The following is a 24739-nucleotide window of genomic DNA, read 5'->3' on the forward strand; positions in this document are numbered from 1 at the left end:
TCTTGCCGACTACCCTTGCTGCCCCGTCGGGCCCTATCGGGCGCCGATCTCCCGGCGCTCAGGCGACATCCTGGCCAGGTAGCGGGCCACTGCCGGGATGTCTTCGTTCGACAAGGCGGCGGCAATGCTGTCCATGGCGCCGGACGCGTCATGGCGTTTGCCGCTCTTGAACGCGGCAAGCTGTTGCCCAAGGTAGCTCTCGCCCTGGCCGGCGAGGCGTGGTGCCAGGTCCTTTCCGGTCAACCCTTCGGCATGGCAGGCCTGGCAACTGCGCGCCTGGACCACAGCCTTGCCGCGCGCCTCGAGCGCGGCGCTGGCCGTGACATCCGGGCTACCTGTGGGCGCCTGCTTTGCGTAATAGGCTGCCAGCAACCCGATCTGCTCATCCGTCAGGTTCCTGGCGAGCGGCCCCATGGTCGGGCTGTCGCGCTGCCCGCTGGCGAAGGCGCGCAACTGCACCTCGATAAATGCCGCCGGCTGGCCGGCCAGGGCAGGGTACTCGGCATTGCGGGACTCACCGCGCGGGCCATGGCAGGCGAAGCAGGTCTCCGGGAATTGCGGCCAGCGTCCACCATCGGTCTGGCTGGCCACGGCCTGGTTATCCAGTGCCGTCCCGAACCGGTGATAGTCCACGAGGTCGGGAACGATGAAGGCGGCCACCGCCACCACGGCCGCAGCCGCCACGAGAACAAGGCGCTTGTATTTCATTCATGCCTCCCGAACGGGGTATGCCAGGGCGCCCAGCACTTGCAGGGCGGCGCGGTGGCCGGAACGCACGGCACCATCCATGGCGCCGGCCCAGATGTCGGCCGTCTCGGTGCCAGACCAGATCAGCCGCCCTGTCGGCGGATGCAGGTACTGGCCCAGCTTCGTCCAGAAGCCCGCCGGCATCGGGTTGATGCAACTCATCGACCAGTTATCGACCTTGCCCCAGTCGAGGTCGTGGTATTGCGTCGGCTTCAACGCCTTGTCCCCGAACGCCTGGGCATAGATGGCCGAGAGGATGCGTTCGGCAGCCTTGGGCTCGGCGGGCAGGAAGCCAGGCTTGACGAATGCGCTGATCACGCCGACCGAGCCGTCTGGCGGCGAGTTGTCGACCGACCAGATCAGCGGGCCGTCCAGCGGCACAACCTGCCCGTTGAATCCCTTGTCGCGCCAGAAGGGCCGTGCATAGACATGCGCCGTCTTGCGCATGGGCGCGTGCGCCGGCCAGAACCGATGCAATTGCGCGCGTCCGGCGGGCAGCGGCGGGTCGAAGACGACCTGCTGGCATAGTGCCGGATTCAGTGCGGCGATCACGTGGCGCGCCCGTACCACGCCCTGGTCGGTGTGCAATTCGACAATGTCGCGATTCCAGCCAACGATCTTGCGTACCGGGCAGGACAGCCGCACCTTATGGCCAAGTTCGCGTGCCATCCGGATGCTGAGGATCTGCGCGCCGCCGACGAAGCGCGTCTCCTGGGCGCCGCCCTTGATCCTCTCAAGTGTGTCGTAGTCGCTGTTAGCGCTGTTGATCACCGACAGGTAGTGCAACAGTCCCAGTTGCGCCGGTTGCGCGCCGAGCGACAGGGTTGCGGCCAGGCTGAAGGAGAATTTTTCCTCGTTGCTCAAGTCTTGCCGTGCCAGCCAGTCGCCGAGCGACAGCTTGTCTAGTTCCGCCGCGTTTGCCGCTGTCCAGGGGGCGCCGCTGGGTACGCGGCGCGCCAGCTCGCTGAGTTTTGCGGCGACCTTTCCCTGGGCGCCGACGCCGCCCTGGAGATCCTGCGCCACGCGCACGTCGCCGGCCAGGAACACGGTCTTGCCCTGGTAATAGGTTTCGAAGGTGTCGACGCCGAGCTCGCGCGCCAGGTCAGCAATGGCGGTCTGGCCGGGCCCGATCCACTGCCCGCCGGCTTCCGAGACCACGCTGTTGCCAAGGTCATGGTTGTAGGTGCGGCCGCCGACACGGCTACGTGCCTCCAGGACGACGAACGTGTCACATCCGCCGCGTTTCAGGTCGCGTGCGGCGGTCAGGCCCGCCAGGCCGGCACCGATGATCGCGACATCGAGCACGTCGCGCCCCGCAGATGCGGCGCCGGCGCCCTTCACCCGCGGCGCTGCACTCGCTGTGCGTGGTGTGCCTGCCAGCAGCGTTGCAGCGCTAGCCGCCGCAGCCGCGCCGAGGAGGCGGCGTCGGGTCAGTGCGACTGTGTCGCGGTTCACGATGTCTGCCGGTGCGGCATCGACTTCCAGCGCATCTTCACGTGTCTTCGCGTGCATTGTTAGGACAAAAGTTAAATGATTGGCATGCTCGCGGCAAATATAGGTCAACAACACAAACAAGTCAAAATTATGAATCACGAGCCCAAGCTGATTCCTGCGTAGGCGAGGAGAGTCCATGTGGGATAGGGAATACCCGCCCTTTTACTTCTGACTTATCTTTGTCATCATGACCTAACGTTGGTAGGTTGTTCTACAAACGAGGCGACCGGAAGCGCACGTGACCGGGCGCCGGGCTTAATGAAGAATCAGGAGAGCATCCATGGATGAATCCAAGCGCAGGGCCTTCGATGAGGACGGTGCCGTCCTCATCGAAGGCTGTCTCAACGCGGAACAGTTAGCCATGTGCAGGCAGGTTTTTGACTGGGGCATCGAGAACCCGGGGCCCAACGCTCATAGCCTGTTTGACGGCTCCGTGCAACGGTCGCACGTCGATAACGCCAATCCATTCGCAAAGGGGCGGCTGGATGAGCTGGTCGCCTCGCTCCCGTTCGGCCAGCTGTTCGCCGATCTCTGGGGCTCTAAACATGTCTGGTACTTTGCGGAAGAGTTGTTCCTCAAGCAGGGAGGCCGGGCCGGGCGCTCGCCCTGGCACCAGGACACCTCCTACCTGCCCTGGGGGGGAAAGCACTTCGCCAACGCGTGGATCAGCTTCGAGGCGGTCCCAAAGCGTAATGCGCTGGAGATCGTCAGGGGCTCATACCTGGGTACGCGCCACGACGGCAGCACCTTTCAGAACCCCGACGACCCGACCGAGCCGTTGCACGGCGGTGGGGTCTGGCCGCGGCTGCCTGACATCGAGGCCGAACGCCGCATCGATCCCAATGCCTACGACATCCTCTCCTGGGCTACGCAGCCCGGAGATGTTCTGCTGCTGCACCCGGGTTCGCTGCACGGCGGGGGTGCTGTCGACGCCGATTTCCCGGACCGCCATACGCTGGTCTTGCGCTTCTTCGGCGACGACGCGGTCTTCAGTCCGTTGCCGGACCACAGCGATTCGGGCTTCACGCCGGCGGGTGTGCTGTACGTCGAGGAGCTGGCATCGCTGAAGGCCGGTGATCCCTTCCGTGCGCCATGCTTCCGCCAACTCATCTGATAAACGATACCGACATCATGACAACCACGACGATGAAACGGCAGCCGGTCATTCCGCCCGGCACCCAGCCGCTCTACGACGCCTACCATTTCGCCCCCGCAACCCGCGTGGGCGACACCATCTGGGTGTCGGGCCAGGTTGGGCTAGACGCAGCGATGAAGCCCGGCGAGGGCATGGAGGCACAGGCTCGGCTGGCCTTTGCATCCCTGAAAGCGGTCCTCGAAGCGGCAGGCGCAAGCCTGGAGGATGTTGTCGAGCTGACGACCTATCACACCAACCTGCGGCAGGAAATCGAGGCCTTCACGAAGGTCAAGGACGAATACCTGCCTAGCCGTTATCCGTCCTGGACTGCGGTGGGGGTGACAGAACTGGCGCTTCCCGAGTTGTGCATCGAGATTCAGGCGGTGGCGGTAGCTGGCAGCGGCGGCGCCTGAGCCTGGTTGTCCTGCGCGCGCCTCGAGCGCAGTCGAAGTCCGTGGATCACGGTTTCCAGAGCTGGGCAGGCGGGCCTGCACTGCCGGGACGGTCAACACCTGTGCCCGGCCGTGCGGCCTTGAGGACCTGTGTATCTCCAGCACAGCCTCGGGCGGCATGGGGCATCGCCGGATCACTACGGCGGTCTGACTGACAGCGTTGGCTTGCGGCTTCCGGTGCCACCCCAGCAGCCGCGAGCCGTGCCTCGTGCCATTGGTTCGCCGCTGCGCACGGTACCGGGTGCGTTTGCGAGCATCGCAGCCAAACGCGCAGGGAATACCCTAGCTCTTTTTTTTCTTTTGTTCTTTGTCACTGTTACCTAAGTTTGGTAACGTGTTCCACCAAAAAAACGACACGAAGCGAGGCACTTCGCTGTCATGCCAGACAGGAGACTCAGATGAGATACAAGACGTTGTTCCTCAGCGTGACCCTTGCGTTCGGCGGAGCGGCCTATGCCGCGGCCTCCGAGCAGGACGTGGGCCGCCTCGGCAAGGACCTCACTCCGGTAGGTGCCGAACGGGCTGGTAACAAGGACGGGTCGATTCCGGAGTGGACCGGCGGCGACATGAAGGCACCGGGTGGCTGGAAGCCCGGCACGGCGCGCCCCGACCCGTACGCGAATGACAAGCGCGTGCTTTCGATCGACGCGTCCAATGTCGACAAATACAAGGACAAGCTTGCCCCCGGACAGATCGAAATGGTGAAGACGATCCCGGGCTATCGGATGGACGTCTATCCGACCCACCGTTCCTGCGGTTTCCCCGACTTCTTCTACGAGCGGACGAAGAAGAACGCAACGACGGCGAAGCTTGGCGCCAACGGCCAGGACCTCGCCGAGGCGATCGGCGCCGCCGTGCCGTTCCCGATTCCGCAGAACGGCGCCGAAGCCATGTGGAACCACAAGCTGCACTGGAAAGGAGAGGGATTCCAGATGAGCTATGCGGGCTACATCCCGCCGAAGGGCACCGACAGCATTGGGGAGCCGCTTGGCCAGCAGGAATGGCAGATGTCGCCGATGTGGTCGCCGTCGAACAAGGGCGTCGACGACGCCCGCGGCATCGAGAGCCTGTACCTCAACACGTTTACCAGCCCGCCCTCGATCGCGGGGGATGCGACCCTGACGCAGTACAAGTTCTCCGAGGCTAACGACGTCTGGCTGTACTTCGCGAGCCAGCGCCGCGTGCGCCGGGCGCCGACGTACCAGTACGACGCTCCGCAGCTCAACACCGAGAACCTGCTGACCGTCGACCAGTACATGCAGTTCAACGGCCCACTAGACCGCTACGACTGGAAGCTGGCCGGCAAGAAGGAGATGTACGTGCCCTACAACACGTACCGGGTCAACTCTTCGGCGAACAAGGTCGATGAAGTCGTCAAGCCGAAGTTCCTCAGCCGCGACCTGACGCGCTATGAGCTGCACCGGATGTGGGTGGTCGAGGCCACGCTCAAGCAAGGCATGCGGCATACCTTCCCCAAGCGCGTGTTCTACATCGACGAGGACACGTGGACGATCCTGGTGGAGGACATGTACGACGCGCAGGGCAAGGTCTGGCGCACCACCGAGATGGGTCCCTACATGGCCTGGGAAGTGCCGGCCTGCGTCTGGGCGGCCAATACCAGCTATGACCACCAGACCCGCCGCGCCGTGCTCGACCGCGTCGTCGCCGGCCACAAGGAGCCTGACTGGCTCGCCGCGAGGGAAGGGCGCCTGAAGGAGAAGACCTTCGAGCCGGACGGCCTGCGCCGGTTCACCACACGATAAGCCAAAAAAGAGAACCACGGGGAGACAGGCATGAAACTGCGTGATGTTGCAGCAGCGGCGGCGCAAGCCGCCGCGGGGATGCGGATGGAACGGAAGCTGGCCCGCTCGGTAATCGTAGGCCTGCTGGCGATGGCGGATGCCGGCTCGGCTTACGCTGCACAGTGGACGCTCGACAACGGCTGGGCGGTAGCCTTCGACTCGACGGTTTCGTTTGGTGCAGCGATGAGAACGTCGAAAACGAACTGCAGCTTTGTCGGCAACGACAACGGCGGCTGTGTCGGCGACGCGCCTACGCCGCTGCAGAAAAGCAACCCGTCTGTCTTCTCGTCGAACCTGGATACGCTGCGCCTGAATCAGGACGACGGCAACCTCAACTACAAGCGCTGGCAGCCGGTTTCGGCCAATGCGCAGTGGACCAGCGACCTCTATGTCAAGGGCACCAACGGCTGGAGCGGGCTGGTGCGCGGCGTCGTCAACTATGACTTTGCGACCGCCCACACCAGACGAACCGATCTCGACTCGGATGCGCGAAACTTCGCCACCAGCGACCCGCGTCTGCTCGACGCCTACATCACCAAGGAATTCGACGTCGGCGACCAGCAGGCGCGTGTCCGGGTCGGCAACCAGGTGCTGAACTGGGGTGAAAACCTCTACATCCCGGGCGGTATCAACGCGATCAACGCGATCTACCTGCCGTCCGCGCACCAGCCGGGAACGCCGCTTAAAAATCTGTTCATCCCCGCGCCCATGGTCTCTGCGAGCACTTCACTCGGCAATGACCTCGGCCTGGAGGCTTTCTACCAGTGGAAGTGGAACAGCTTCAAGTTCGACGCGCCCGGGACCTTCTTTTCGACCAGCGACTTCCTCGGCAAGGGCGGACGGGGCTTCTATATCCCGACTTCAGCCGTCAATGGCGCGCTGGCTGCGTCGGGGCTGGCCCCGCTTCCCAACGGCACGATCGGCGACACGGGGACCCGGATCGTCGGCATCAATCCCGCGACCGGGATGCCCTACAACCGCCGCCTGAGCACCGGGGAGCTGGCGAACCCCAATACCAATCCGGTCGGGCCCCTGGTCGGAACCGGCACCTTCATCCCGCGCGGCCCGGACAACAATCCGAGCAACAACGGGCAAGGGGGGATGGCGCTGCGCTACAAGTTCCCCGACAGCGGCAACGAATTCGGCCTCTATTACTACCACTACAGCGAGAAGGTGCCGTTCGTGAGCTACCAGGTGGTCAACACGACGAGCAATCCGTTCGGCTGGCAGGCGTCCCTCGACTACGGCAAGAACCGCGATCTGTTTGGCCTCTCGTACAACTTCCAGGTTGGCGAATGGGCGATCGGCACCGAGTTGTCATACCGTCCGCGGGACAGCGTCGCCATCGATCCGACCACGGTCATCGATCCGGCCAACCCCTACTACTGCAACGCCCTGGCCGATTTTGCAGTCAAGCCGGTCGGAAGCAGTTGCCGCGGAGCGATCGACACGCAGCACTATCAGCTCCACCTGACCGGCATCCACATCATGTCGCCTTCGGGCTCGTTCGGCTGGTTGCTGCGCGCGTTGGGCGCGTCCGAAGGCACGATCACCGCGGAAGGTGCGCTGGCGTATTACCCGAAGCTCAGGCTCAACGCCGGGATTCCGTATGCGGTCACCGCCGACTACACGCTGCCCACCAAGTTGTCGGCGGGGATGGTGCTGGCAGCCTCGGTGACCTATCCCAACATCTTCGGCACGCGGGCGTCGCTGTCACCGGACATCGCCGTCATGCAAGGCATCGGAGGCTATTCGGCCACGGCGCTGCCCGGCTTTATCCGGGGCGCGGGCGCCGCGGTGATCGGCGCGACCCTCGACTTCAAGACGAAGCCGGAGACAAAGATGCGCCTCGACTACACGCACAACTGGGGCGGTAGCGGCAGCAACCTGCTGCGCGACCGCGATTTTGTCTCCCTCAGCATGACCACCTCCTTCTGATGCTTTCACGCCTGATAACCCGTCTGGAAGCGGCCCTGTTCGGGCACCGCCTTCCTTTCCTGCTCGCACTGGCAGGATTCACCGCCTTGATGGGCGTGCTCGGCGCGAAGCTGCACCTCGAAGCAGGCTTCGAGAAGCAGCTGCCGCAAGGCCACGAGTACATCAAGACCTTCGAGCAGTTCCGCGACAAGCTCTTCGGTGCCAACCGGCTGACCATTGCCGTGCATGCCCGCAAGGGCGATGTCTGGAATGCGGCGGCGCTTACGCAGGTCCTCAAGGTGACCGAGGCCGTCACCTATCTTCCGGGCGTAGATCGCACCAGCGTGACGTCGCTGTGGACACCGAATGTCTTCTTCACCGAGATCACCGAGGACGGCTTCCGGGCAGAGGCGGTGGCAGGCGGGGATATCGTGCCGGAAAAGCTCTCCGCCGATGTCATTGGCAAGATGCGTCAGCGCACCATGGCCGGCGGCCATGTCGGGACACTGGTCGCACGCGACCAGTCCAGCGCGCTGATCACCGCCGAACTGGCCGACGTCGATCCCCGCACGGGCAAGAAGCTCGACTATATCCAGTTCAACCGCCTGCTCGAGGAAAAGATCCGGCGCCCGTTCGAGAACGACCAGGTCGAGATCGAGATCATCGGCTTCGCCAAGCAGATCGGCGACATTGCCGACCGCGGAGCGGACGTGACGCGCTTCTTCGGCATCGCCTTCCTGCTCACCGGGCTGGCGGTCTACTGGTACTGCCGGTCGGTGCGCCTGACCCTGCTGCCGCTCGGTTGCTCGCTCGTGTCCCTGGTCTGGCAGTTCGGCACGCTGCACCTGCTGGGCTATGGGCTTGACCCGCTCGCCATCCTGGTGCCGTTCCTGGTGTTCGCGATCGGTGTCTCACACGGTATCCAGCAGATCAACTTTATCGTCCGCGAGGTCGCCCAGGGTACCGACTCCGCAATTGCCGCCCGGCGCAGCTTCACCGGCCTGCTGATTCCCGGATCGCTGGCGCTGATCACTGCGCTGGTGAGCTTCGTCACGCTTATTCTCATTCCGATCCCGATGATCCGAGAACTGGCGATCACCGCGGCCATCGGCGTGGGCTACAAGATCGTCACCAACCTGATGATGTTGCCGGTGGCGGCGTCGTACTTCCGGTTCACGCCTGAGTTCGCGAAACGGGCGCTGGCGCGGCGCGAGAGTCATAGCGGATGGCTGGGGGCGGTGGCCCGGATCGCCCAGCCGCGGAACGCACTGATCGTGACCGTCGCCGGCGCAGTGGTTTTTGGCCTTGCGTTCTGGCAGAGCCAGGACAGGCACGTGGGCAGTCTCCAGGCCGGGGCGCCGGAATTGCGCGCGGATTCCCGCTACAACCTGGACGTCGCCGCGATCGTCAGCCGCTTCGACGTCGGCCTGGACTGGCTCACCGTGGTGTTCGAGGCCACGCCCGATCGCCATGGCGAGGTTTGCTCCCGCGCCGACGAGTTCCTGTTCGTCGACGACTTCGCCTGGCGCATGGGCAGCGTACCCGGCGTGGTGTCCACCGATTCGCTGGCCGCCCAGCTCAAACTCTACAACGCCGGCATGAACGAAGGCAGTCCGAAGATGGCCACCGTGACGCGGGACCCCCGCGGGCTCGGCTCGCAGTTCCAGGGCGTGAACAACCGCATCGCCGGGCTTTCGTCGAGCGACTGCCGAGTACAAGGCGTCAACCTTTATCTGCCCGATCACCGCGCCACGACGATCAAGACCGTGGTGGCGGCGGTCAAGCAGTTCCGCGAGTCCAACCGGCTTGATGGCGTCACGGTCAGGCTGGCAAGCGGCAATGCTGGCGTCCAGGCAGCCACGAATGAAGTGCTGGAGGCCAGCGAGCTGCCGATGATGCTGTACGTCTACGCCGCCATCCTCATTCTGGTCTTCCTTGTGTATCGGGACTGGCGGGCGATGGTTGCGTGCTGCCTGCCGCTGACCGTGGCCACGTGGATTGGCTACTGGTTCATGAAGGAGCTTGAGATCGGCCTGACCGTGGCGACGCTGCCGGTGATGGTGCTCGCGGTCGGCATCGGCGTGGACTACGCCTTCTACATCTACAACCGCCTGCAGGTACAACTGGCAAACGGTCTTGCGTTCACCGACGCGCTTGCGGTCGCGCTGAAGGAGACAGGGCTGGCGACCGTATTCACGGCCATTACGCTCTCGGTCGGTGTGGCGACCTGGATGTTCTCGAGCCTTAAATTCCAGGCCGACATGGGGGCTCTGCTGACCTTCATGTTCCTCGTCAACATGGTCATGGCCATCACCCTCCTGCCCGCGTTCGCGGCGGTGCTGGAGAAGTTCTTTCCCCGGCGCGGCCCAGTGCGCATGCCGGAAATCCTGAAGCACTGAGACGCAAGTAGGCGTCAATCTCCCATGAACCTGCACCGATTTTTACCTGTTGTCGCGATCGCCTTGGGCGTGGTGTGCCCGTCGCGGGCGGTGGAGACCGCTGCCGCAGCTCCGTGGCCGACCCTGGAGCCGGCCCGGCAGGTGTCCAATGCGGTCGCCGCACCGCTGCTGGCGTCTGCGCGTGCCGGCAACCGCGTGGTCGCCGTCGGCGGGGGGCCCCCACGGCGTCATCCTCCTTTCTGATGACGGCATCAAGTTCCGGCAGGCAAGGATGGTGCCGGTCCGCTCCCTGCTGACTTCCGTTCAGTTCATCGATGCGCGGCGCGGCTATGCGGCGGGGCACGATGGCGTTGTGCTTGGCACACAGGATGGCGGCGAGACGTGGAGGCTCTTGCGTGCCGAGCGGGGCGCAGAGCAGCCGATCCTTTCGCTCTACTTCGACAGTCCGGAGCATGGCATCGCCGTAGGGCTGTACGGTTGGGCTATCGAAACCCGCGATGCCGGCCGGACCTGGTCCGAGATCAAGGTGGAGGCGGGCGAAAACGCGGACCGTCACCTGCTGCACATGTTCGGATCCGGCCGCGGATCGCTCTTCATCGCTGGCGAAGGCGGCACCATCTTCCGCTCCGCCGACAGGGGCAAGTCGTGGCAGGCGTCGACCACTGGCGACAACGGCTCGCTGTGGTACGGGCGTTCACTTCCCGACGGCTCTCTTCTGGTCTGCGGCATGCGAGGACACCTGTACCGCAGCAGCGACGACGGTAAGACGTGGCAGCGCGTGGACTCGCATACCACCCAATCGCTGACCGGGATCGCGGAGCTTGCTGACGGCCGCATTGTCATCGTCGGCATGGCCGGGACCGTACTCGACAGCAAGGACGGCGGCAAGACGTTTTCGGTTACGCAGCGCGCAGGGCAGGAGTCCCTGACTGCAGTGCTAGCGAACGGTTCGCGGCCGCTGCTGATGTCAATGGCGGGTCCGTTGCAGGACGACGGCCCGGACCGGCGCTAGGCACCCACAAGTATCGTCCAGTCGTCCCGTCAGAGGCGGCATTCCTTCCAACCCAATCACTTGTCAGACACAACTCTCAAGGAGACAAACCATGGCAAAGCACCCCGTCGTCGTCTATGGCGCAAGCGGCTACACCGGCATGTTGATCATGGACTGGCTGATCGACCAGGACATCCCTTTCACGGCGGTGGCGCGCAACGCAGCCCGGGCGAAGGAAATGATGGCGCAGCGCGTCGTGCGCCTGGAATCGGCAAACTATGAGCTGATCGAGGCGGACCACGACGTCGACACCCTGGTCAATGCCTTCCGGGGCGCGAAGGTGGTGTGCAACACCGTCGGCCCATTCTCCACGGTCGGGCTCGTTGGCGTCGAAGCGGCGCTCAAGGCGGGATGCCATTACCTCGACACCACGGGTGAGCAGCCGCACATCCGCCGGGCGCGCGATCAATTCGGCGACCTGTACCGGCAGGCCGGGCTGCTGCTGTCGCCGTCCAATGCCTACATGTACACGTTCGCCGAGATTGCCGCGGAGCTGGCGCTGGAGACCCCCGGCGTCGACGCGCTGGAAACCGCGACGTTGGCGCGCGGCCCGCGTAGCGGCGGTGCCGGCGTGAGCGTGGGTTCGACCGCGACGATCTTTGAAGGCTATCGCCACGAGGCTTGCTACCTGTGGGAGAAGAAGCTGGTGCCATATGCGGCGGATGCGTCGTTCAATGTGGTCGATCCTGCCCTCATGCAACCGGTGTTCTGTCTGCCGTGGGGCGGTACGTCGCTGCCGGTCTACTTCGAACACGATCCGCGCGTACGCAGCTGCATCTCCAGTGTCGGTTTTTACGACAACAACGCGATGCAGACAGTGCATGCGCTGGGCAAGAAGTGGGAAGCAGAGTACAAGCACCTGCCCCGCGAGCAGCAGGACGCGGTGCTGAAGCAGATCGTTGATTCGACCACGCCGGCCATGCCGCCAAGGGAACGCACAACGCTGCAGCGCACCGTCGATTTCGCAATCGGCCGCGGTCAGGTCGCTTCGGTGCGGGCGACCGTGCACGGGACCACGCCATACATCGCCACCGGGGCGATCCAGACGGCAGGCGTCATCAAGCTGCTCGACGGCGACACCGCAAAGGTCGGCTTCGCCTCCGGCTCGAAGGCCTTCGGGCACCGCTACCTGCTCGGCTTCCTCGAGCAGCGCGGGCTGGCTCGGGCGACGGTTTCGCATCTGTAATTGCCGTGCCGCCCCGGCCTGCTCTTCAGGTCGGGGAATAAATGCGTTCACAGATTCATAGGACTACTTGAATGGCAATCATTGATTATTTTGACCGCGGGTTGCGCATCAATCCCCATGGCATTGCCTATATCCAGGGCGAGCGCAGCTACTCGTTCCCGGAGATTGGCGAGCTTTCCTGCCGCATCGCCAACGGGTTGCTGGCGGAAGGCTTCGGCAGGGAAACCAAGGGAGCGGTCTGGGCAGATAACGACGTGACTGCCTGGAGTTGTGCGCTGGGGCTATGGCGAGCGGGGATGGCGTACATCCCCGTCAACGGGCGCAACGCGCCGGAGGAGAACCAGTTCATTCTTGACGCATTCGACTGCGAAGTGCTGTTCTTCCAGGAAGCGTTCGCATCGGTAATCGAGACGCTGCGTCCCAGACTGCCGAAGGTCAGGCTCTGGGTGTGTATCGATGCCGCGCTGCCGTGGGCGCCGTCGCTGTCTACGTGGAGCGAGGGCCAGGCCTCGAGCGCGCCGCTCATCGATTACGATATGGACGATGTCGTGACCCTTTCGGCAACGGGCGGGACGACCGGAGCACCCAAGGGCGTGATGAACACGAACCGGGCTTACCAGACGTACTTCGCGCAGTTCATGATGGCGTTCCCCTATCAGGGGGACGAGCGCCCGGTGAATCTCGCCGCCGCGCCGATGACGCATACCGCCGGGATGCTGTCGCTGCCTTGCACTGCGCGCGGCGGTACGGTGGTCGTGCTGCCGAAGCCGGACCCTGCAGCCTTGATCGGCGCGATCGCGAAGCACCGGGTCACGGAGTTCTTCCTGCCGCCGACGGTGATCTACCGGCTGCTGGACATCCCCGGGATCGGGAAACAGGATTTCTCATCGCTCAAGTGCTTCCTTTACGGCGCCGCGCCCATGTCGGTGGAGAAACTCAAGCGCGCGATCGAAGTGTTTGGTCCGGTCATGGCCGGCGGCTACGGCCAGACAGAAGCCCCGGCTTCGATCTCCTACCTGACGCCGGCCGAGCATTTTTCCGGCGGCGAGCTGGCGTCCGACGAACGGCTCTCCTCGGTCGGCCGCCCCAACCCGCTGATCCGCGTGGAGATCATGGGCGAGCACGGCGAGGTTCTGCCGCAAGGCGAGACCGGCGAGATCTGCGTGCGCGGCGACCTCGTCATGAAGGGCTACTACAAGGCGCCCGACAAGACTGCGGAGACGATCGTCGACGGCTGGCTGCATACCGGCGACATCGGCCACCTCGATGCGGAGGGCTACCTCCATATCACCGACCGCAAGAAGGACATGATCATCAGCGGCGGCTTCAACGTCTATCCGAGTGAAATCGAGCAGGTGATCTGGTCCCATCCGGCTGTGCAGGACTGCGCGGTGATCGGCGTGCCGGACGAGAAGTGGGGCGAGGCGGTGAAAGCCGTGGTGGAACTCAACGCGGGCTACGAGGTAAGCGCCGACGAACTCGTTGCCCTTTGCAAGCAGAAGCTCGGCTCGGTCAAAGCACCGAAGAGCGTGGAATTCGTCACCGCACTGCCGCGAAGCCCGGTCGGGAAGGTGTTGAAGAAGGATCTGAGAGAACAGTACTGGCAAGGCCAGCAACGCAAGATCTGAACGAGGCACCCAGGAAAGAAGACATGAGCAACATTTACATCGCCGGCATAGCGATGACCATCTTCGGCCGGCATTTCGACCTGAGCATCGAGGGACTCGCCGGTGCCGCGCTACGCGGGGCCTTGCAGGACGCCGGCTGTAGTGCCGATGCCATCGGTGCGGCCTTCTACGCCGGCATCACCAATGGCCAGCTTCAGGGGCAGTTGTCGATCCCTGGCCAGGTCGTATTCAGCAAGATCGGTATCGAAGGCATCCCGGTGTTCAACGTCGAAAATGCCTGCGCGTCCGGCAGTACGGCGGTGCACCTTGCAGTACAGCACCTCAGGGCAGGCAGCTGCGACGTCGCGCTGGCACTTGGCGCGGAGAAGATGAACGTCGCTGACAAGGCGAAGTCGTTCGCCTTGTTCGAGGCGGGATGGGACGTATCCCGCGTCGAGGAAAACTTCGCGACGCTGGCGAAGCTGGGGGAAGGCATCGAGCCGCCGCCGGGATCGGAATCCGACCGGCCTTATAGCCGCTTCATGAAGATCTATGCCGCCCTGTGCCGGTATCACATGAAAACCTACGGCACGACGCAGCGCCAGATTGCGGCTGTGTCCGCAAAGAATCATGGTCATTCGGTGCACAACCCGCATTCGCAGTTCCGCCAGGCGTTTACGGTCGAAGAGGTGCTCGCCGCGCCGCCGATCACGTATCCGATCACGCTGCCGATGTGCGCGCCGGTCTCGGACGGTGCAGCGGCGGCAATCCTCTGCACGGAAGAAGGACTGCGGCGCATCGGCGCCGATCGCAGCCGTTGCATCCGGATCGCGGCGAGCGTGATCCGCAGCTTTTCGCATCGGCGCATCGACGAGCCGGAGAAGAACATCGGCCGCCTCGCCGCGCTTCAGGCTTATGAGCAGGCCGGCCTGGGCCCGGAGGATATCGACGTGGCCGAGGTGCACGATGCCTCGGCGATGGGCGAGATCATCCAGGCCGAAAACCTGGGACTGGTGCCGCTGGGGGAGGGTGGGCCGGCTGCGGAGCGCGGGGAATTTACACTCGGCGGGCGCATTCCGATCAATACATCTGGCGGCCTCGAATCCAAGGGACATCCACTGGGTGCGACAGGTATTGGCCAGCTCTACGAACTGGTCACGCAACTGCGTGGAGAAGCCGGTGCGCGACAGGTATGCGGCGCACGTCACGCGATTCAGGAGAACGGTGGCGGCTTGCAGGGCGTCGAAGAGGCGGCGCTCGCAATTCATATTCTGAGCAAGGAGTAAGGGTGGCAGATATGGATGGGTTCAACTGGCAAGGAGGACAGGCGTATCGGCCACTCGGAGGCTGGGTGGAGCGGCCAGATGACGTGCAGCCGCAACTCGACGGCGACGTCAGCGCGGATGTAGTCGTTGCCGGGGGCGGCTTTGCCGGACTGTCCACCGCGCTGGAGCTTGCCGCGCGCGGGGCAAAGGTGATCGTCCTCGAGCGCGAGTTCGCCGGGTTCGGTGCGAGCGGGCGCAACGCGGGCTATCTTGCGGGTGGGCAGGGGTTGGAGTACGACCTGTTTCTCAAGCGCGTGGGACACCAGCAGGCCAGGGAAATCGTGCGCTTCTACGATGAAGGCGTCGACTACGTGGAGCGCAAGCTTGCAGAGTACGCGATCGACTGCGACTACAACGCCTCGGGCATCATCCGCGCGGGCGTCCATCCGTCCCAGGAAAGGAAGCTGCGCAAGAGCATGCGTACCGGCGTGCAACTTGGCTCTCCCGGGGAGTTTCTGGACTACGCCGCGATGCGGGCACGGGGCATCCCGCCGGCGTTCCTGTTCGGATGTCATGTCCCTCGTGGCGGTACGCTCGATCCCGGCAAGTATGTTCTGGGGCTGCGGCGCGCGGCGCGGCGCGCGGGCGTGAAGCTCTATGAGAACACGCCGGTGCTGTCCTGGGACGAAGGTCCCACCGTCCGGGTACGGACCGCGAAGGGCAGCGCGAGCGCGCCGTTCTTGGTGCTTGCAACCAACGCCTATACGCCGCAACTTGGCCTGCTGCGGAACAAGGTAATGCCGCTGCGGGTGTCGGCAATCGAGACCGAGCCGTTGTCCTCGGCGCAACTGGCGTCGCTTGGCTGGCCACAGCGCGAAGGCATCGTGACGTCGCACTGGACCATGGAAAGCCATCGGCTGACGGCGCGCAATACGCTTGTTCTGACGACGAAGCGGTTGCGCTACATCTATGGTGCGCAGACACCGAACGTGCCGGACGAAGCGTCCTACCGTGCCCTGGCCAGGGCGCTGCATGAGCGGTTCCCCATGCTGGGAGACGTCGCCATCCGCTCATGCTGGAGCGGGTACATCAGCCTTGCCTACGATGCGCTGCCCGTGGTCGGCGAGGCGGGTGCTGACCGCAACATCCTTTATACCGCCGGGTGTTCCGGGCATGGCGTAGGTACCCAGTCGTTGATGGGACTGCTGCTGGCCGAACGGATTCGTGGCGCGGAGCATCCGCTACTCTCGGCGTTGCGCCACAGGACGCCGTCGACGCTGCCCGAACCGCTGCAATGGTGCGCCGTCAATTCCGCGCTGGGCGTGGCCAACATGATGGACGAGCGGGTGAACCGCAAGGCACGCTACGCAGCGCGGTCGTAGGCCTCGCCGATCATTGCCGTCGCAGCCAGGACAAAGGAGGTAAGCCCCCGCCGAAGCGACCCGGGCGCCACGCGCGTCGACGGGCGTCAGATATAATGATGCCCGCCCAGCCTACCGCTGGCGCGATTCCTTACAAAGGGCTGAAAAGCCCTGAATCAAGGCAGACAGGATGACAGTGCCCATGGAGCAGCGCACCCCCAGGAAGCGGCGTGCATCGAGCGCAGCCGCCACAGGAGCCGACCCCGACAGCTTGCGAGCCCAGGGCTTGCGCACGCGCAATGCCATCGTTCGCGTTGCCAGAAAGCTGTTGCTCGAGGGCGGCAGCCTGGAATTCTCGCTGCGTGCCGTCGCCCTCGGCGCCGGGATTAGCATCAGCAATCTCCAGTACTACTTTCCCACCCGGCAGGCCGTCCTGCGGGCGATCATGGCGCCGATTATCGACGGCTATCTCGAAGACCTGAAGCGCGCGCTGGACAGCCGCGTCACGCCGCGCGAGTCGCTCAACGCACTGCTGGATAAGGCGCTCAGCGACGCGAGGAATGTCAAGGACTCGGCGCTGTGGTGGCACTTCGTTTCGCTGGCATCGACCGATCCCGAGTGCGCGCGGATGTTCGAGGAGTGGTATGACACGCTGACGCGCGGCATTGCGGAACTGGTGCGGGCGATCAATCCGGAACTGAAAACGGCAGACAGCCTGCACGCTGCCTCGTTGCTGATTGCGCTGGCCGACGGACTGGCGCTGCAGGTCGGCGCGGGGCGTCGCAAGCGTGACTCGCGCGGGCTCGATGCGGCATATCGGACCGCTGTCGAGCAGATCATATTCAAGGAGCGGTCAACCGAAATGGCCGGCTAGCGGCGACAAAGCAACGCTACTGCGTGCCAACGCCAGGAGACAGGGAATACCCTGTCTTTTTTTTCGCTTGTATGTTTGTCAACATGACCTATGTTTGGTATTGTGTTCTAACACGATGGGCGGTGGGCGTGCCGTATCTGCGGCAAGCCGCCACGCATGCTTCCATGACAGGAGGAGACTCAGAATGATTCGATTGCACAAGACCGCGGCGTTGCCGGTAGTTGGCCTGACCGGATTCGAGACGCCGCTGAGCGAAGAGGAAAACGCGATCCAGCAGACGGTTCATCGCTTTGCGCGCGATGTGCTGCGGCCGATCGGCAGGGAGCTTGACCGCATGGCGCCCGAGGACGTCATCGCTGCGGGTTCTCCGTACTGGACGGCGATGATGGAGAGCGCGAAGCTCGGGCTCGATCCGCAACTCATCGCGCAGTTCCCGCCGGAGGTCGCGGTGCGCATCGAGTCGCTGATCGGCGAAGAGCTGGGCTGGGGGGATTCGGGTCTGGCCGTTTCGCTCGGCGCTGCGACCATGCCGCTGACGATGGCGCAGTCGCTCGGCAATCAGGAACTGATCGAGATGTGCACTGGAAAGATCGGTTGCTGGATGAATACGCAGCCTGACCGTGGCTCCGATGCCGCGATCCTCTATCGCGAAGAGCTGAGCGCAGGCGGAAAGCAGCCGGTTGGCAACGTGACCGCCAGGGTCGGTGCCGACGAGATCGTCATCAACGGGCAGAGCTCGGCATGGGTGTCGAACGGGTCGGTGGCACAGGTGGCGCTCGCCTACATGGCGGCGGACTATGGCGACGGGTTCCACGGGACGGATGAGCACGGCGCGTTTACCAACGGCATCGGCCTGATCCTGCCGCTCGACCTGCCTGGCATTTCGCGCGGCAAACCGCTGGACAAGATCGGCCAGCGTGCGTTGCCCCAGGGCGAGATCTATTTTGACAACGTCAGGGTGCCCAGGCGCTTCGCCATCGCGCTGAAGGACGAGTACCTCGGCAACCTGGCTTCTACATGGTCGTTCGCAGGTACTCACATGTGCCAGGTCTTTGTCGGTGCGGCCCGCGCCGCGTTCGAACTTGCGCTTGCCTATTGCCATGAGCGCAAGCAGGGCGGGGCGCTGCTGCTGGAACACCAGATGACCCAGTTGCGCGTGGGCGAGATGCTGCGCCGACTCGAGATGGCACGTGCCATCGCCCGCCGCAGCCTGGCGTTCGCGCGACTGTCTCCGCAGAGTCACCCGTATGCGACCGCGCAGGCCAAGGTCAGCGTAACCGAGGAGGCCATGAAGATCACGCACGAGGCATTTCAACTCTTCGGCGGCAACGGCACGACGCGCGAGTTCCCGATCGAGAAGTTGTTCCGCGACGCGCGCTCGGCGCTGATCGAGGACGGCGAGAACTACGTGCTCACGTCGCGGCTGGGCGTGCTGGCCGGGCGCCTCTACCAGAATGGGTGGACGCGGGAGTAGGCGCCTGGTCAAGCGCGGGATACCGGCCGTCGCTGCAGGCGGCTGGAGCGCGCCAGACCAATCAGCCATTTGCATGGGACAGCCACGATGACGTCAAGCTCCTGCTCGACCACGACCGCCTTCGGGCATCAGCCTGGCTCCAGTGAGCTGCTCCACTTCATCCGGGCATCGGTGGCAAGGATTCGAATGGACGCCGCGGACGGCGCCGCCATCGAGCGCCGCTTATCGAGCCTTCTGCGGCACGCGCTCGCGACAGGCTCGCCATTCGATATCGCCCTCGTATTGGGGAGCGCGGCCGAACTCATGCTGTTCCCGGAGCAGGAAGTGCTGGAGCAGTGTACAGCCGCAGTCCAACAGGTCGATCAACAGGCGCTGCGTGGGCTCGTCTGGGCTGTACGGCACAGAAGCATGAGAAGCGGGAAGAGCGTTCGCAGGTTCGCGCTCGACCCGCAATGAGATGACAGGAAACAGCGAAGCACTATGGGCAAGATTTCGTCCTCGGACACTTCAGTCAACACGCAGCGAAGGCAATTGCTGAAAATGGCCGGCGCCTCCACGGCGGCAGGAACCATCGGCTTGAGCCCGGGGCCGGCCAAGGCGGCCAAGGCCGGTACGCCCGAAGACGTCCTCGACGTCGCCATCATCGGCGCGGGCCTGGCGGGCCTGACCGCGGCGAGGGACCTGCGCCAGGCAGGCTGCGAGTCCTTTGTCGTGCTGGAAGCGCGCAATCGCGTGGGCGGGCGGACGCTTAACTACGATGTGGGTTCGGGACAGGTGTCCGAAGTCGGGGGACAGTGGATCGGCCCCGGCCAGACGGCGGTGGCCGATCTGGCGCGCGAACTCGATGTGGGCACGTTTCCCAGCTACTACAAGGGGAACACGGTCATCCTCGGCGGTGACGGTCGTCTGGAGGTCGACCTGAAGGGCACATTCGGCAGCGACGAGGCGATCGGTGGCAGGCTCAGCGTGCTTTCGCGCGACGTGCCGTCGGGCGCGCCGTGGAAATCACCGAAGGTCGTGGAACTGGACAAGCTGTCGGTTGGCGACTGGCTGGCGAAGCAGAACATCAAGCCCGAGGACCGAACGGGGTGGAATGCGAGCATCGCGCTTTCCGGCGGCGTGATGCCGGCAAAAATGGGGATGCTCCATTTCTTGTCAATGATCAATTCGGCCGCCTGCGACTATATGCAGCTGGACAGCATCAAGCACAGCGCCCAGGAAACGCGATTTGCCGGTGGTTCGCAGATCCTCTGCGTCAGGATGGCGCAGGCATTGGGGAAGAGGGTGCGCCTGTCGAGCCCCGTCCGGCGCATCTCGAACTGGGACCGCGAGGTCGTCACGCTGCACACGGACCAGGGCGAAGTGCGCGCGCGCCAGGTCATCATGGCCCTGAGTCCACCCTTGTGCCAGCAGTTGCAGTTCGATCCGCCGCTGCCGCAGAAGCGAGCAGCGCTGCAGCGCGCCTGGCCCGCCCATTCGCCGGCGCGGAAGACGGCAATGGTCTATTCCCGCCCGTTCTGGCGCGACAAGGGATTGAACGGACATATCTTCCAGGTCGACGGGCCCATTCTGTGGGCCTTCGACAACTCGCCGCCGGGGGGCGAGATCGGCGTCATCAACGCCTTCATCTCGAACGCGTCGGTTCCTTCGGATCACAAGGCGGCGCAGAGGTTCCTGTCAGAGATCTATGCGCAGGCATTCGGCAGCGAAGCCTTGGCGCCGGTTTCATACCACGATCACGACTGGGGCCGTGCCGATCCCTGGACGATCACCTGTGTCTCCGCCATTCCGCCGGGTTTCTGGAGCACTCACGGCGAGGCATTGCGGCCGCCCTGCGGCAAGCTGATCTGGTCGGGCACCGAGACGGCCGAGATCTGGGCCGGCTACATGGACGGCGCCGTGCGCTCTGGCCGTCAGGCCGCCCTCCAGGTTCTCAATGCCTTGCGTCGCGCCTAGGAGACGGAAATGAAGAAACGCATATGGCTGGGCGTTCCCGCTATCGCCGCCGCCGGGCTGCTCGCCTGGTTCGGCCACGACCTCCTGGGGATCTATTGCCTCGACCGCTATATCACGGCCTCGGCTGCCGCCTATGACGCCGATGGCGGCCCGTGGCCACGCGTGACCGACGCCTGCATCGGCTGCCACGGCGCCAGGGGCAATTCGCTGCACCAGGGCTATCCGAGCCTCGCGGGCCAGCCGGCACCGTACGTGGCGGCCCAGCTTCACAAGTTCGCCAGCGGGGAGCGGCCCAATCCGATCATGGGTCCGTTGGCCAAGACCATGAGTGAGGCGGAGATCAACGATCTTGCCGGCCACTTCGCCAGGCAGCCGGCCGGCGCCAACCGTTACTTCACGCCCGATGCCGGATTGCTGGAGAAGGGCAGGCGGCTGGTGACCGCGGGAAACTGCGCCGCGTGCCACGGCAGCCAGCTGATGGGGCACGACCAGTTCCCGCGCCTCGCGGGCCAGGGCTACGAGTATCTGCTGGCGCAGTTTGATGCGTTTGCCACCGGCACGCGCGGCGAACCGACCGGGATGATGAAAAGCGTGGCCGCGGCGGCGTCGCCGGAGGACCGCAAGGCGATGGCCACCTACCTCGCCAGCCTGGCGCCGCGAAAGCCGTGAACAATCCAATCCTGCCAATCGAGCCTTGGGAGTCGTGATGGACCGCAATCTCTATCTTCTCTGTTTTGCCATGTTCGTCCTCGTGATGACGTCATTGATCCATGGCCTGAAGTTCCTCAGGCAGCGCAACTACCTGCTTGGCTTCGAATGGCTGGTCGTGACCTTCTCCGCATCGAATTTCCTGCTTTTCGCCTTGGGCGGCGTGCAGTTTTCGTATGGCATCTCATACTTTTGCGATGCGTTCTCCCGGGGCTTCGGCATCCCGGTGGTTGCCTTGGCCGGGCTGATGTCCGTTACGCATCGCTACAAGCCGTCCATCCTGATGGATGTCGTGTTCTTCGCGGGAGCGATCGCAGGGACCGTCGTGCTGTTGTCGGTCGACGCGCTGGCGCAGCCGAGGCCGTATTTCTATGTGGTGATGTGGTCGGTATTTTCGGTATACCTGGCCTGGTTTACCTGGAAGCTGCTCAGCGCCGGAGAAAGCTGGCACGCATTTGGCGTGTTCATGGTCCTGCTGACCGCGCAAGCCATTGCCTGCATCTATGATTTCCACACGATCCCCGGCGACGACGAGCAACACCTGATCTTCTTTTCGCTCGCTTGCCTGACGTGGTCGTTCATGTGTGTGGAGCTGTACTACGCGTACTGCGCGCTGGATCGCGCGGAAAAGGATGCGGGGTCGCTGGCTCCCATGCCGGCGCTTCGATGAACGGGGCGACCGGATGAGCAATGCTTCTTCAGCGTTCGCCGGCACGCCGCCGGCACAGGAGACACTGGGCTTTGACCTGGGCGGACTCGAAGCCTGGATGGCGCGCCATGTGGAAGGCTTTGCCGGCCCGCTGACCGTTGAGCGGTTCAGCGGCGGCCAGTCCAATCCAACGTACAAGCTCGTCACGCCGCGCCAAACTTACGTTATGCGCGCCAAGCCGGCGCCGAAGGCAAAGCTGCTGCCGTCGGCGCATGCGATCGAGCGCGAGTTTCGTGTGACGGCGGCGCTTGCCGACACCGAAGTGCCCGTGGCCAGGATGTATGCCCTATGCGAGGACGAAGCTGTCATCGGTCGTGCCTTCTACATCATGGAATTCGTCAATGGCCGCGTGCTATGGGATCCCGCGCTGCCTGGCATGAGTAATAGCGAACGTACGGCGATCTACGATGAGATGAATCGCGTGATCGCGGCGTTGCATCGCGTGGACTACAAGGCCATCGGCCTTGCGGACTACGGTAAGCCCGGCAATTATTTCTTTCGCCAGATCGAACGATGGAGCAGGCAGTACAGGCTGTCCGAAACCGAATCGATCCCGGCGATGGATGCGCTGATTGCGTCGCTGCCCGACCGAATCCCGGAGGAAGCGGAGGAGCAGGTCTGCATCGTGCACGGGGACTACCGGCTCGACAACCTCATGTTCCATCCGACCGAGCCCCGCGTACTCTCGCTGCTCGACTGGGAGCTGTCGACGCTGGGTCATCCGATGGCCGATTTCAGTTATCACTGCATGAGCTGGCACATTTCACCGGGCCCGCTGCGAGGCATGGGAGGTGTCGACCGGGCCAACCTGGGCATCCCGGACGAAGCGCTTTACCGCCACGCGTATGAGCAGCGCACCGGGCGCAGGATCGGCGGGAACTGGAACTTCTATCTCGCGTTCAGCATGTTCCGAACCGCAGGCATCCTGCAGGGGATCATGAAGCGGGTGGTGGATGGCACGGCGTCGTCGGCGCAGGCGCTCGAAACGGGAAAGCTCGCCCGACCCATGGCCGCGATGGCCTGGAAATACCTGCAGAAGCAGGCGCGATGACCAGCATCCATGGGGCCGCAGCCGCGGCTTCGTCGAGTCAACCGGACCAGCGCGATCACGAATTCCTGTTCTATGCCAGAAGCGGGGAACGATACTGCGCCTGGGACGTCCTGCGTTGACTCCGGTACTGACACCATTTCTCTACATCGCCCAATCATGACGAATTCCAACTCTCCCCTCGCTCAGCCCCGGTTTGCCGAGTCCCTCGATTTCACCGGCAAGACCGTGTTGGTTGTGGGGGGCTCCAGCGGCATAGGCAATGGCATCGCGCAGGCATTCCGGCAACTCGGTGCAGAGGTTCACGCCTGGGGTACGCGTGCCCGGGCGTCCGACTATCGCTTCGACGAAGGTTCAGATCTTTCTGGCCTGCACTACGCGCAAGTGGATGTTTCCGACCAGGCGGCCGTCAACGCCGTGCGGCCCGCCTTCGAACGCCTGGACGTGCTGGTGCTGGCGCAAGGTACGATACAGTACAAGCGGGCCGAGTTCGAGATGGTCACCTTTGACAAGGTGCTGCACGTCAATCTGTCCAGCGTGATGGCCTGCGCGGTCAAGTTCCGGCCGATGCTCCATGAGAGCCGGGGTTCGCTGATTACGCTGAGCTCGATCGCGGCCTTCCGCTCCGTGCGGGGAAACCCGGCTTACGCCGCATCCAAGTCCGGCGTGGTGGGCTTGACCCGTACGCTGGGTGAAGCGTGGGCGGCCGAAGGTATCCGCGTCAACGGCATCGCCCCTGGCCTGGTGGACACAAAACTCACCAAGGTGACCACGGCGTCGCCCGCTCGGCTCGATGCAACGCTGTCGCGCGTGCCCATCGGCCGCATGGGCTTGCCGCACGAGATAGCCGGGGCAGCCATCTTCCTGGCCTCTCCCCTGGCTTCCTATATGGTTGGCGAGACCCTTCTCGTCGACGGCGGCCTGACGCTCGCCTGACGTCGGGCGCCGCGGAGTCATCATTAACTGATTGGTGTTTTGTCCTGCTAATGAAACGACCTGGAGTTTCGCCATCTGGCGGGCTTCCGGTGCAAGGGGATCTATCGATATGCAAATTGGTATTCCGCTGGAAACACTGCGAGGCGAGACTCGCGTCGCCGCCACCCCGGAGACAGTCAAGAAGTACGTCGCCCAGGGCCACAAGGTGGTCGTGCAGGCCGGCGCCGGCGTAAGCGCCAGCCAGCCCGACGGCGCGTATGAGGCGGTCGGCGCCACCATCGGCACCGCCGCCGAAGCTCTGGGCGCCCAGCTGGTGCTCAAGGTGCGCGCACCGGACGAGGCCGAACTGGCGCAGATGAAGCCGGGCGCCGTGCTGATCGGCATGCTCAATCCCTTCGACGCCGAGAACAACGCGCGCATGTCCGCCGCGAACATCACCGCCTTTGCCCTGGAAGCCGCGCCGCGCACCACGCGCGCGCAGAGCATGGACGTGCTGTCGTCGCAGGCCAACATCGCCGGCTACAAGGCCGTGCTGGTGGCCGCGCACCACTACCAGCGCTTCATGCCGATGCTGATGACCGCCGCCGGCACCGTCAAGGCCGCGCGCGTGCTGATCCT

At 64.2% G+C, this 24739-nt stretch carries 21 protein-coding genes; 19 read left to right on the plus strand and 2 right to left on the minus strand.

Features of this window, described 5'->3' with window-relative positions:
• Positions 1 to 33: 33 nt before the first annotated feature.
• Positions 34 to 708, minus strand: a complete 675-nt coding sequence (locus AC3WQZ_RS02970; RefSeq protein WP_058698867.1) for a c-type cytochrome — start codon at positions 706 to 708, stop codon at positions 34 to 36.
• The gene (locus AC3WQZ_RS02975) at positions 709 to 2379 is read right to left on the minus strand and encodes a flavin monoamine oxidase family protein (RefSeq protein ID WP_439669163.1); all 1671 of its coding nucleotides are present in this window, start codon (positions 2377 to 2379) and stop codon (positions 709 to 711) included.
• Between the two features lie 142 nt (positions 2380 to 2521).
• Between AC3WQZ_RS02975 and AC3WQZ_RS02980 the strand changes: the two genes are divergently transcribed.
• From AC3WQZ_RS02980 to AC3WQZ_RS03070, 19 genes are all read left to right on the plus strand, one after another.
• Positions 2522 to 3355 carry a phytanoyl-CoA dioxygenase family protein gene (locus AC3WQZ_RS02980; protein WP_058698868.1) on the plus strand — a complete coding sequence of 278 codons (834 nt, stop codon included), beginning with the start codon at positions 2522 to 2524 and terminating at the stop codon, positions 3353 to 3355.
• 17 nt (positions 3356 to 3372) lie between these two features.
• Positions 3373 to 3789 carry a RidA family protein gene (locus AC3WQZ_RS02985; protein WP_041687650.1) on the plus strand — a complete coding sequence of 139 codons (417 nt, stop codon included), beginning with the start codon at positions 3373 to 3375 and terminating at the stop codon, positions 3787 to 3789.
• A 437-nt stretch (positions 3790 to 4226) separates the two neighbouring features.
• Positions 4227 to 5591 (plus strand): DUF1329 domain-containing protein, encoded by a 1365-nt coding sequence (locus AC3WQZ_RS02990; protein WP_058698869.1) that lies wholly within the window; start codon positions 4227 to 4229, stop codon positions 5589 to 5591.
• Between the two features lie 30 nt (positions 5592 to 5621).
• The gene (locus AC3WQZ_RS02995) at positions 5622 to 7568 is read left to right on the plus strand and encodes a DUF1302 domain-containing protein (RefSeq protein WP_492300025.1); all 1947 of its coding nucleotides are present in this window, start codon (positions 5622 to 5624) and stop codon (positions 7566 to 7568) included.
• On the plus strand, positions 7568 to 9946 hold the full coding sequence (locus AC3WQZ_RS03000) for an efflux RND transporter permease subunit (RefSeq protein ID WP_011614727.1): 2379 nt from the start codon (positions 7568 to 7570) through the stop codon (positions 9944 to 9946). The genes AC3WQZ_RS02995 and AC3WQZ_RS03000 overlap by 1 nt, the downstream gene beginning before the upstream one ends.
• 181 nt (positions 9947 to 10127) lie before the next feature.
• Positions 10128 to 10958 (plus strand): WD40/YVTN/BNR-like repeat-containing protein, encoded by an 831-nt coding sequence (locus AC3WQZ_RS03005; RefSeq protein WP_492300027.1) that lies wholly within the window; start codon positions 10128 to 10130, stop codon positions 10956 to 10958.
• A 91-nt stretch (positions 10959 to 11049) separates the two neighbouring features.
• A complete protein-coding gene (locus tag AC3WQZ_RS03010; RefSeq protein WP_492292537.1) occupies positions 11050 to 12183 on the plus strand; it encodes a saccharopine dehydrogenase family protein in 1134 nt (377 codons plus the stop codon).
• A gap of 71 nt (positions 12184 to 12254) precedes the next feature.
• Positions 12255 to 13811: a class I adenylate-forming enzyme family protein gene (locus tag AC3WQZ_RS03015; RefSeq protein ID WP_492300028.1), complete on the plus strand. Its 1557-nt coding sequence runs from the start codon at positions 12255 to 12257 to the stop codon at positions 13809 to 13811.
• 23 nt (positions 13812 to 13834) lie between these two features.
• Positions 13835 to 15076 carry a thiolase family protein gene (locus tag AC3WQZ_RS03020; RefSeq protein WP_058698875.1) on the plus strand — a complete coding sequence of 414 codons (1242 nt, stop codon included), beginning with the start codon at positions 13835 to 13837 and terminating at the stop codon, positions 15074 to 15076.
• Between the two features lie 11 nt (positions 15077 to 15087).
• Positions 15088 to 16437, plus strand: coding sequence for an NAD(P)/FAD-dependent oxidoreductase (locus AC3WQZ_RS03025; RefSeq protein ID WP_492300041.1), 1350 nt, complete (start codon positions 15088 to 15090; stop codon positions 16435 to 16437).
• 181 nt (positions 16438 to 16618) lie between these two features.
• Positions 16619 to 17290: a TetR/AcrR family transcriptional regulator gene (locus AC3WQZ_RS03030; protein WP_081050390.1), complete on the plus strand. Its 672-nt coding sequence runs from the start codon at positions 16619 to 16621 to the stop codon at positions 17288 to 17290.
• A 184-nt stretch (positions 17291 to 17474) separates the two neighbouring features.
• Positions 17475 to 18764 carry an acyl-CoA dehydrogenase family protein gene (locus tag AC3WQZ_RS03035; protein WP_058698878.1) on the plus strand — a complete coding sequence of 430 codons (1290 nt, stop codon included), beginning with the start codon at positions 17475 to 17477 and terminating at the stop codon, positions 18762 to 18764.
• A gap of 186 nt (positions 18765 to 18950) precedes the next feature.
• Complete coding sequence (locus AC3WQZ_RS03040; protein WP_231881388.1) at positions 18951 to 19220, plus strand: hypothetical protein; 270 nt, start codon at positions 18951 to 18953, stop codon at positions 19218 to 19220.
• A gap of 24 nt (positions 19221 to 19244) precedes the next feature.
• Complete coding sequence (locus tag AC3WQZ_RS03045) at positions 19245 to 20720, plus strand: flavin monoamine oxidase family protein (protein ID WP_492300030.1); 1476 nt, start codon at positions 19245 to 19247, stop codon at positions 20718 to 20720.
• Positions 20721 to 20729: 9 nt separating this feature from the next.
• Positions 20730 to 21389 (plus strand): c-type cytochrome, encoded by a 660-nt coding sequence (locus AC3WQZ_RS03050; RefSeq protein WP_492300032.1) that lies wholly within the window; start codon positions 20730 to 20732, stop codon positions 21387 to 21389.
• A gap of 37 nt (positions 21390 to 21426) precedes the next feature.
• The gene (locus tag AC3WQZ_RS03055) at positions 21427 to 22098 is read left to right on the plus strand and encodes a hypothetical protein (RefSeq protein ID WP_492300034.1); all 672 of its coding nucleotides are present in this window, start codon (positions 21427 to 21429) and stop codon (positions 22096 to 22098) included.
• 13 nt (positions 22099 to 22111) lie between these two features.
• Complete coding sequence (locus tag AC3WQZ_RS03060; protein WP_492300036.1) at positions 22112 to 23188, plus strand: phosphotransferase; 1077 nt, start codon at positions 22112 to 22114, stop codon at positions 23186 to 23188.
• Between the two features lie 156 nt (positions 23189 to 23344).
• Positions 23345 to 24121, plus strand: coding sequence for an SDR family oxidoreductase (locus AC3WQZ_RS03065; RefSeq protein ID WP_058698883.1), 777 nt, complete (start codon positions 23345 to 23347; stop codon positions 24119 to 24121).
• A 109-nt stretch (positions 24122 to 24230) separates the two neighbouring features.
• A partial coding sequence (locus AC3WQZ_RS03070) for a Rossmann-fold NAD(P)-binding domain-containing protein (protein ID WP_492300038.1) occupies positions 24231 to 24739 on the plus strand: 509 nt, incomplete at its 3' end.

This window comes from Cupriavidus sp. FW305-26 (assembly GCF_058787975.1).

Bases quoted from the DNA above. Each gene is read 5' to 3' on its own strand.
- AC3WQZ_RS03065 (WP_058698883.1), top strand. From the start codon at position 23,345: ATGACGAATTCCAACTCTCCCCTCGCTCAGCCCCGGTTTGCCGAGTCC.
- AC3WQZ_RS03000 (WP_011614727.1), top strand. From the start codon at position 7,568: ATGCTTTCACGCCTGATAACCCGTCTGGAAGCGGCCCTGTTCGGGCAC.
- AC3WQZ_RS03035 (WP_058698878.1), top strand. From the start codon at position 17,475: ATGATTCGATTGCACAAGACCGCGGCGTTGCCGGTAGTTGGCCTGACC.
- AC3WQZ_RS03020 (WP_058698875.1), top strand. From the start codon at position 13,835: ATGAGCAACATTTACATCGCCGGCATAGCGATGACCATCTTCGGCCGG.
- AC3WQZ_RS03060 (WP_492300036.1), top strand. From the start codon at position 22,112: ATGAGCAATGCTTCTTCAGCGTTCGCCGGCACGCCGCCGGCACAGGAG.
- AC3WQZ_RS03050 (WP_492300032.1), top strand. From the start codon at position 20,730: ATGAAGAAACGCATATGGCTGGGCGTTCCCGCTATCGCCGCCGCCGGG.
- AC3WQZ_RS03025 (WP_492300041.1), top strand. From the start codon at position 15,088: ATGGATGGGTTCAACTGGCAAGGAGGACAGGCGTATCGGCCACTCGGA.
- AC3WQZ_RS03010 (WP_492292537.1), top strand. From the start codon at position 11,050: ATGGCAAAGCACCCCGTCGTCGTCTATGGCGCAAGCGGCTACACCGGC.
- AC3WQZ_RS03040 (WP_231881388.1), top strand. From the start codon at position 18,951: ATGGACGCCGCGGACGGCGCCGCCATCGAGCGCCGCTTATCGAGCCTT.
- AC3WQZ_RS02970 (WP_058698867.1), bottom strand. From the start codon at position 708: ATGAAATACAAGCGCCTTGTTCTCGTGGCGGCTGCGGCCGTGGTGGCG.
- AC3WQZ_RS02990 (WP_058698869.1), top strand. From the start codon at position 4,227: ATGAGATACAAGACGTTGTTCCTCAGCGTGACCCTTGCGTTCGGCGGA.
- AC3WQZ_RS03045 (WP_492300030.1), top strand. From the start codon at position 19,245: ATGGGCAAGATTTCGTCCTCGGACACTTCAGTCAACACGCAGCGAAGG.
- AC3WQZ_RS02975 (WP_439669163.1), bottom strand. From the start codon at position 2,379: ATGGACTCTCCTCGCCTACGCAGGAATCAGCTTGGGCTCGTGATTCAT.
- AC3WQZ_RS02985 (WP_041687650.1), top strand. From the start codon at position 3,373: ATGACAACCACGACGATGAAACGGCAGCCGGTCATTCCGCCCGGCACC.
- AC3WQZ_RS02995 (WP_492300025.1), top strand. From the start codon at position 5,622: ATGAAACTGCGTGATGTTGCAGCAGCGGCGGCGCAAGCCGCCGCGGGG.
- AC3WQZ_RS03055 (WP_492300034.1), top strand. From the start codon at position 21,427: ATGGACCGCAATCTCTATCTTCTCTGTTTTGCCATGTTCGTCCTCGTG.
- AC3WQZ_RS03030 (WP_081050390.1), top strand. From the start codon at position 16,619: ATGGAGCAGCGCACCCCCAGGAAGCGGCGTGCATCGAGCGCAGCCGCC.
- AC3WQZ_RS02980 (WP_058698868.1), top strand. From the start codon at position 2,522: ATGGATGAATCCAAGCGCAGGGCCTTCGATGAGGACGGTGCCGTCCTC.
- AC3WQZ_RS03015 (WP_492300028.1), top strand. From the start codon at position 12,255: ATGGCAATCATTGATTATTTTGACCGCGGGTTGCGCATCAATCCCCAT.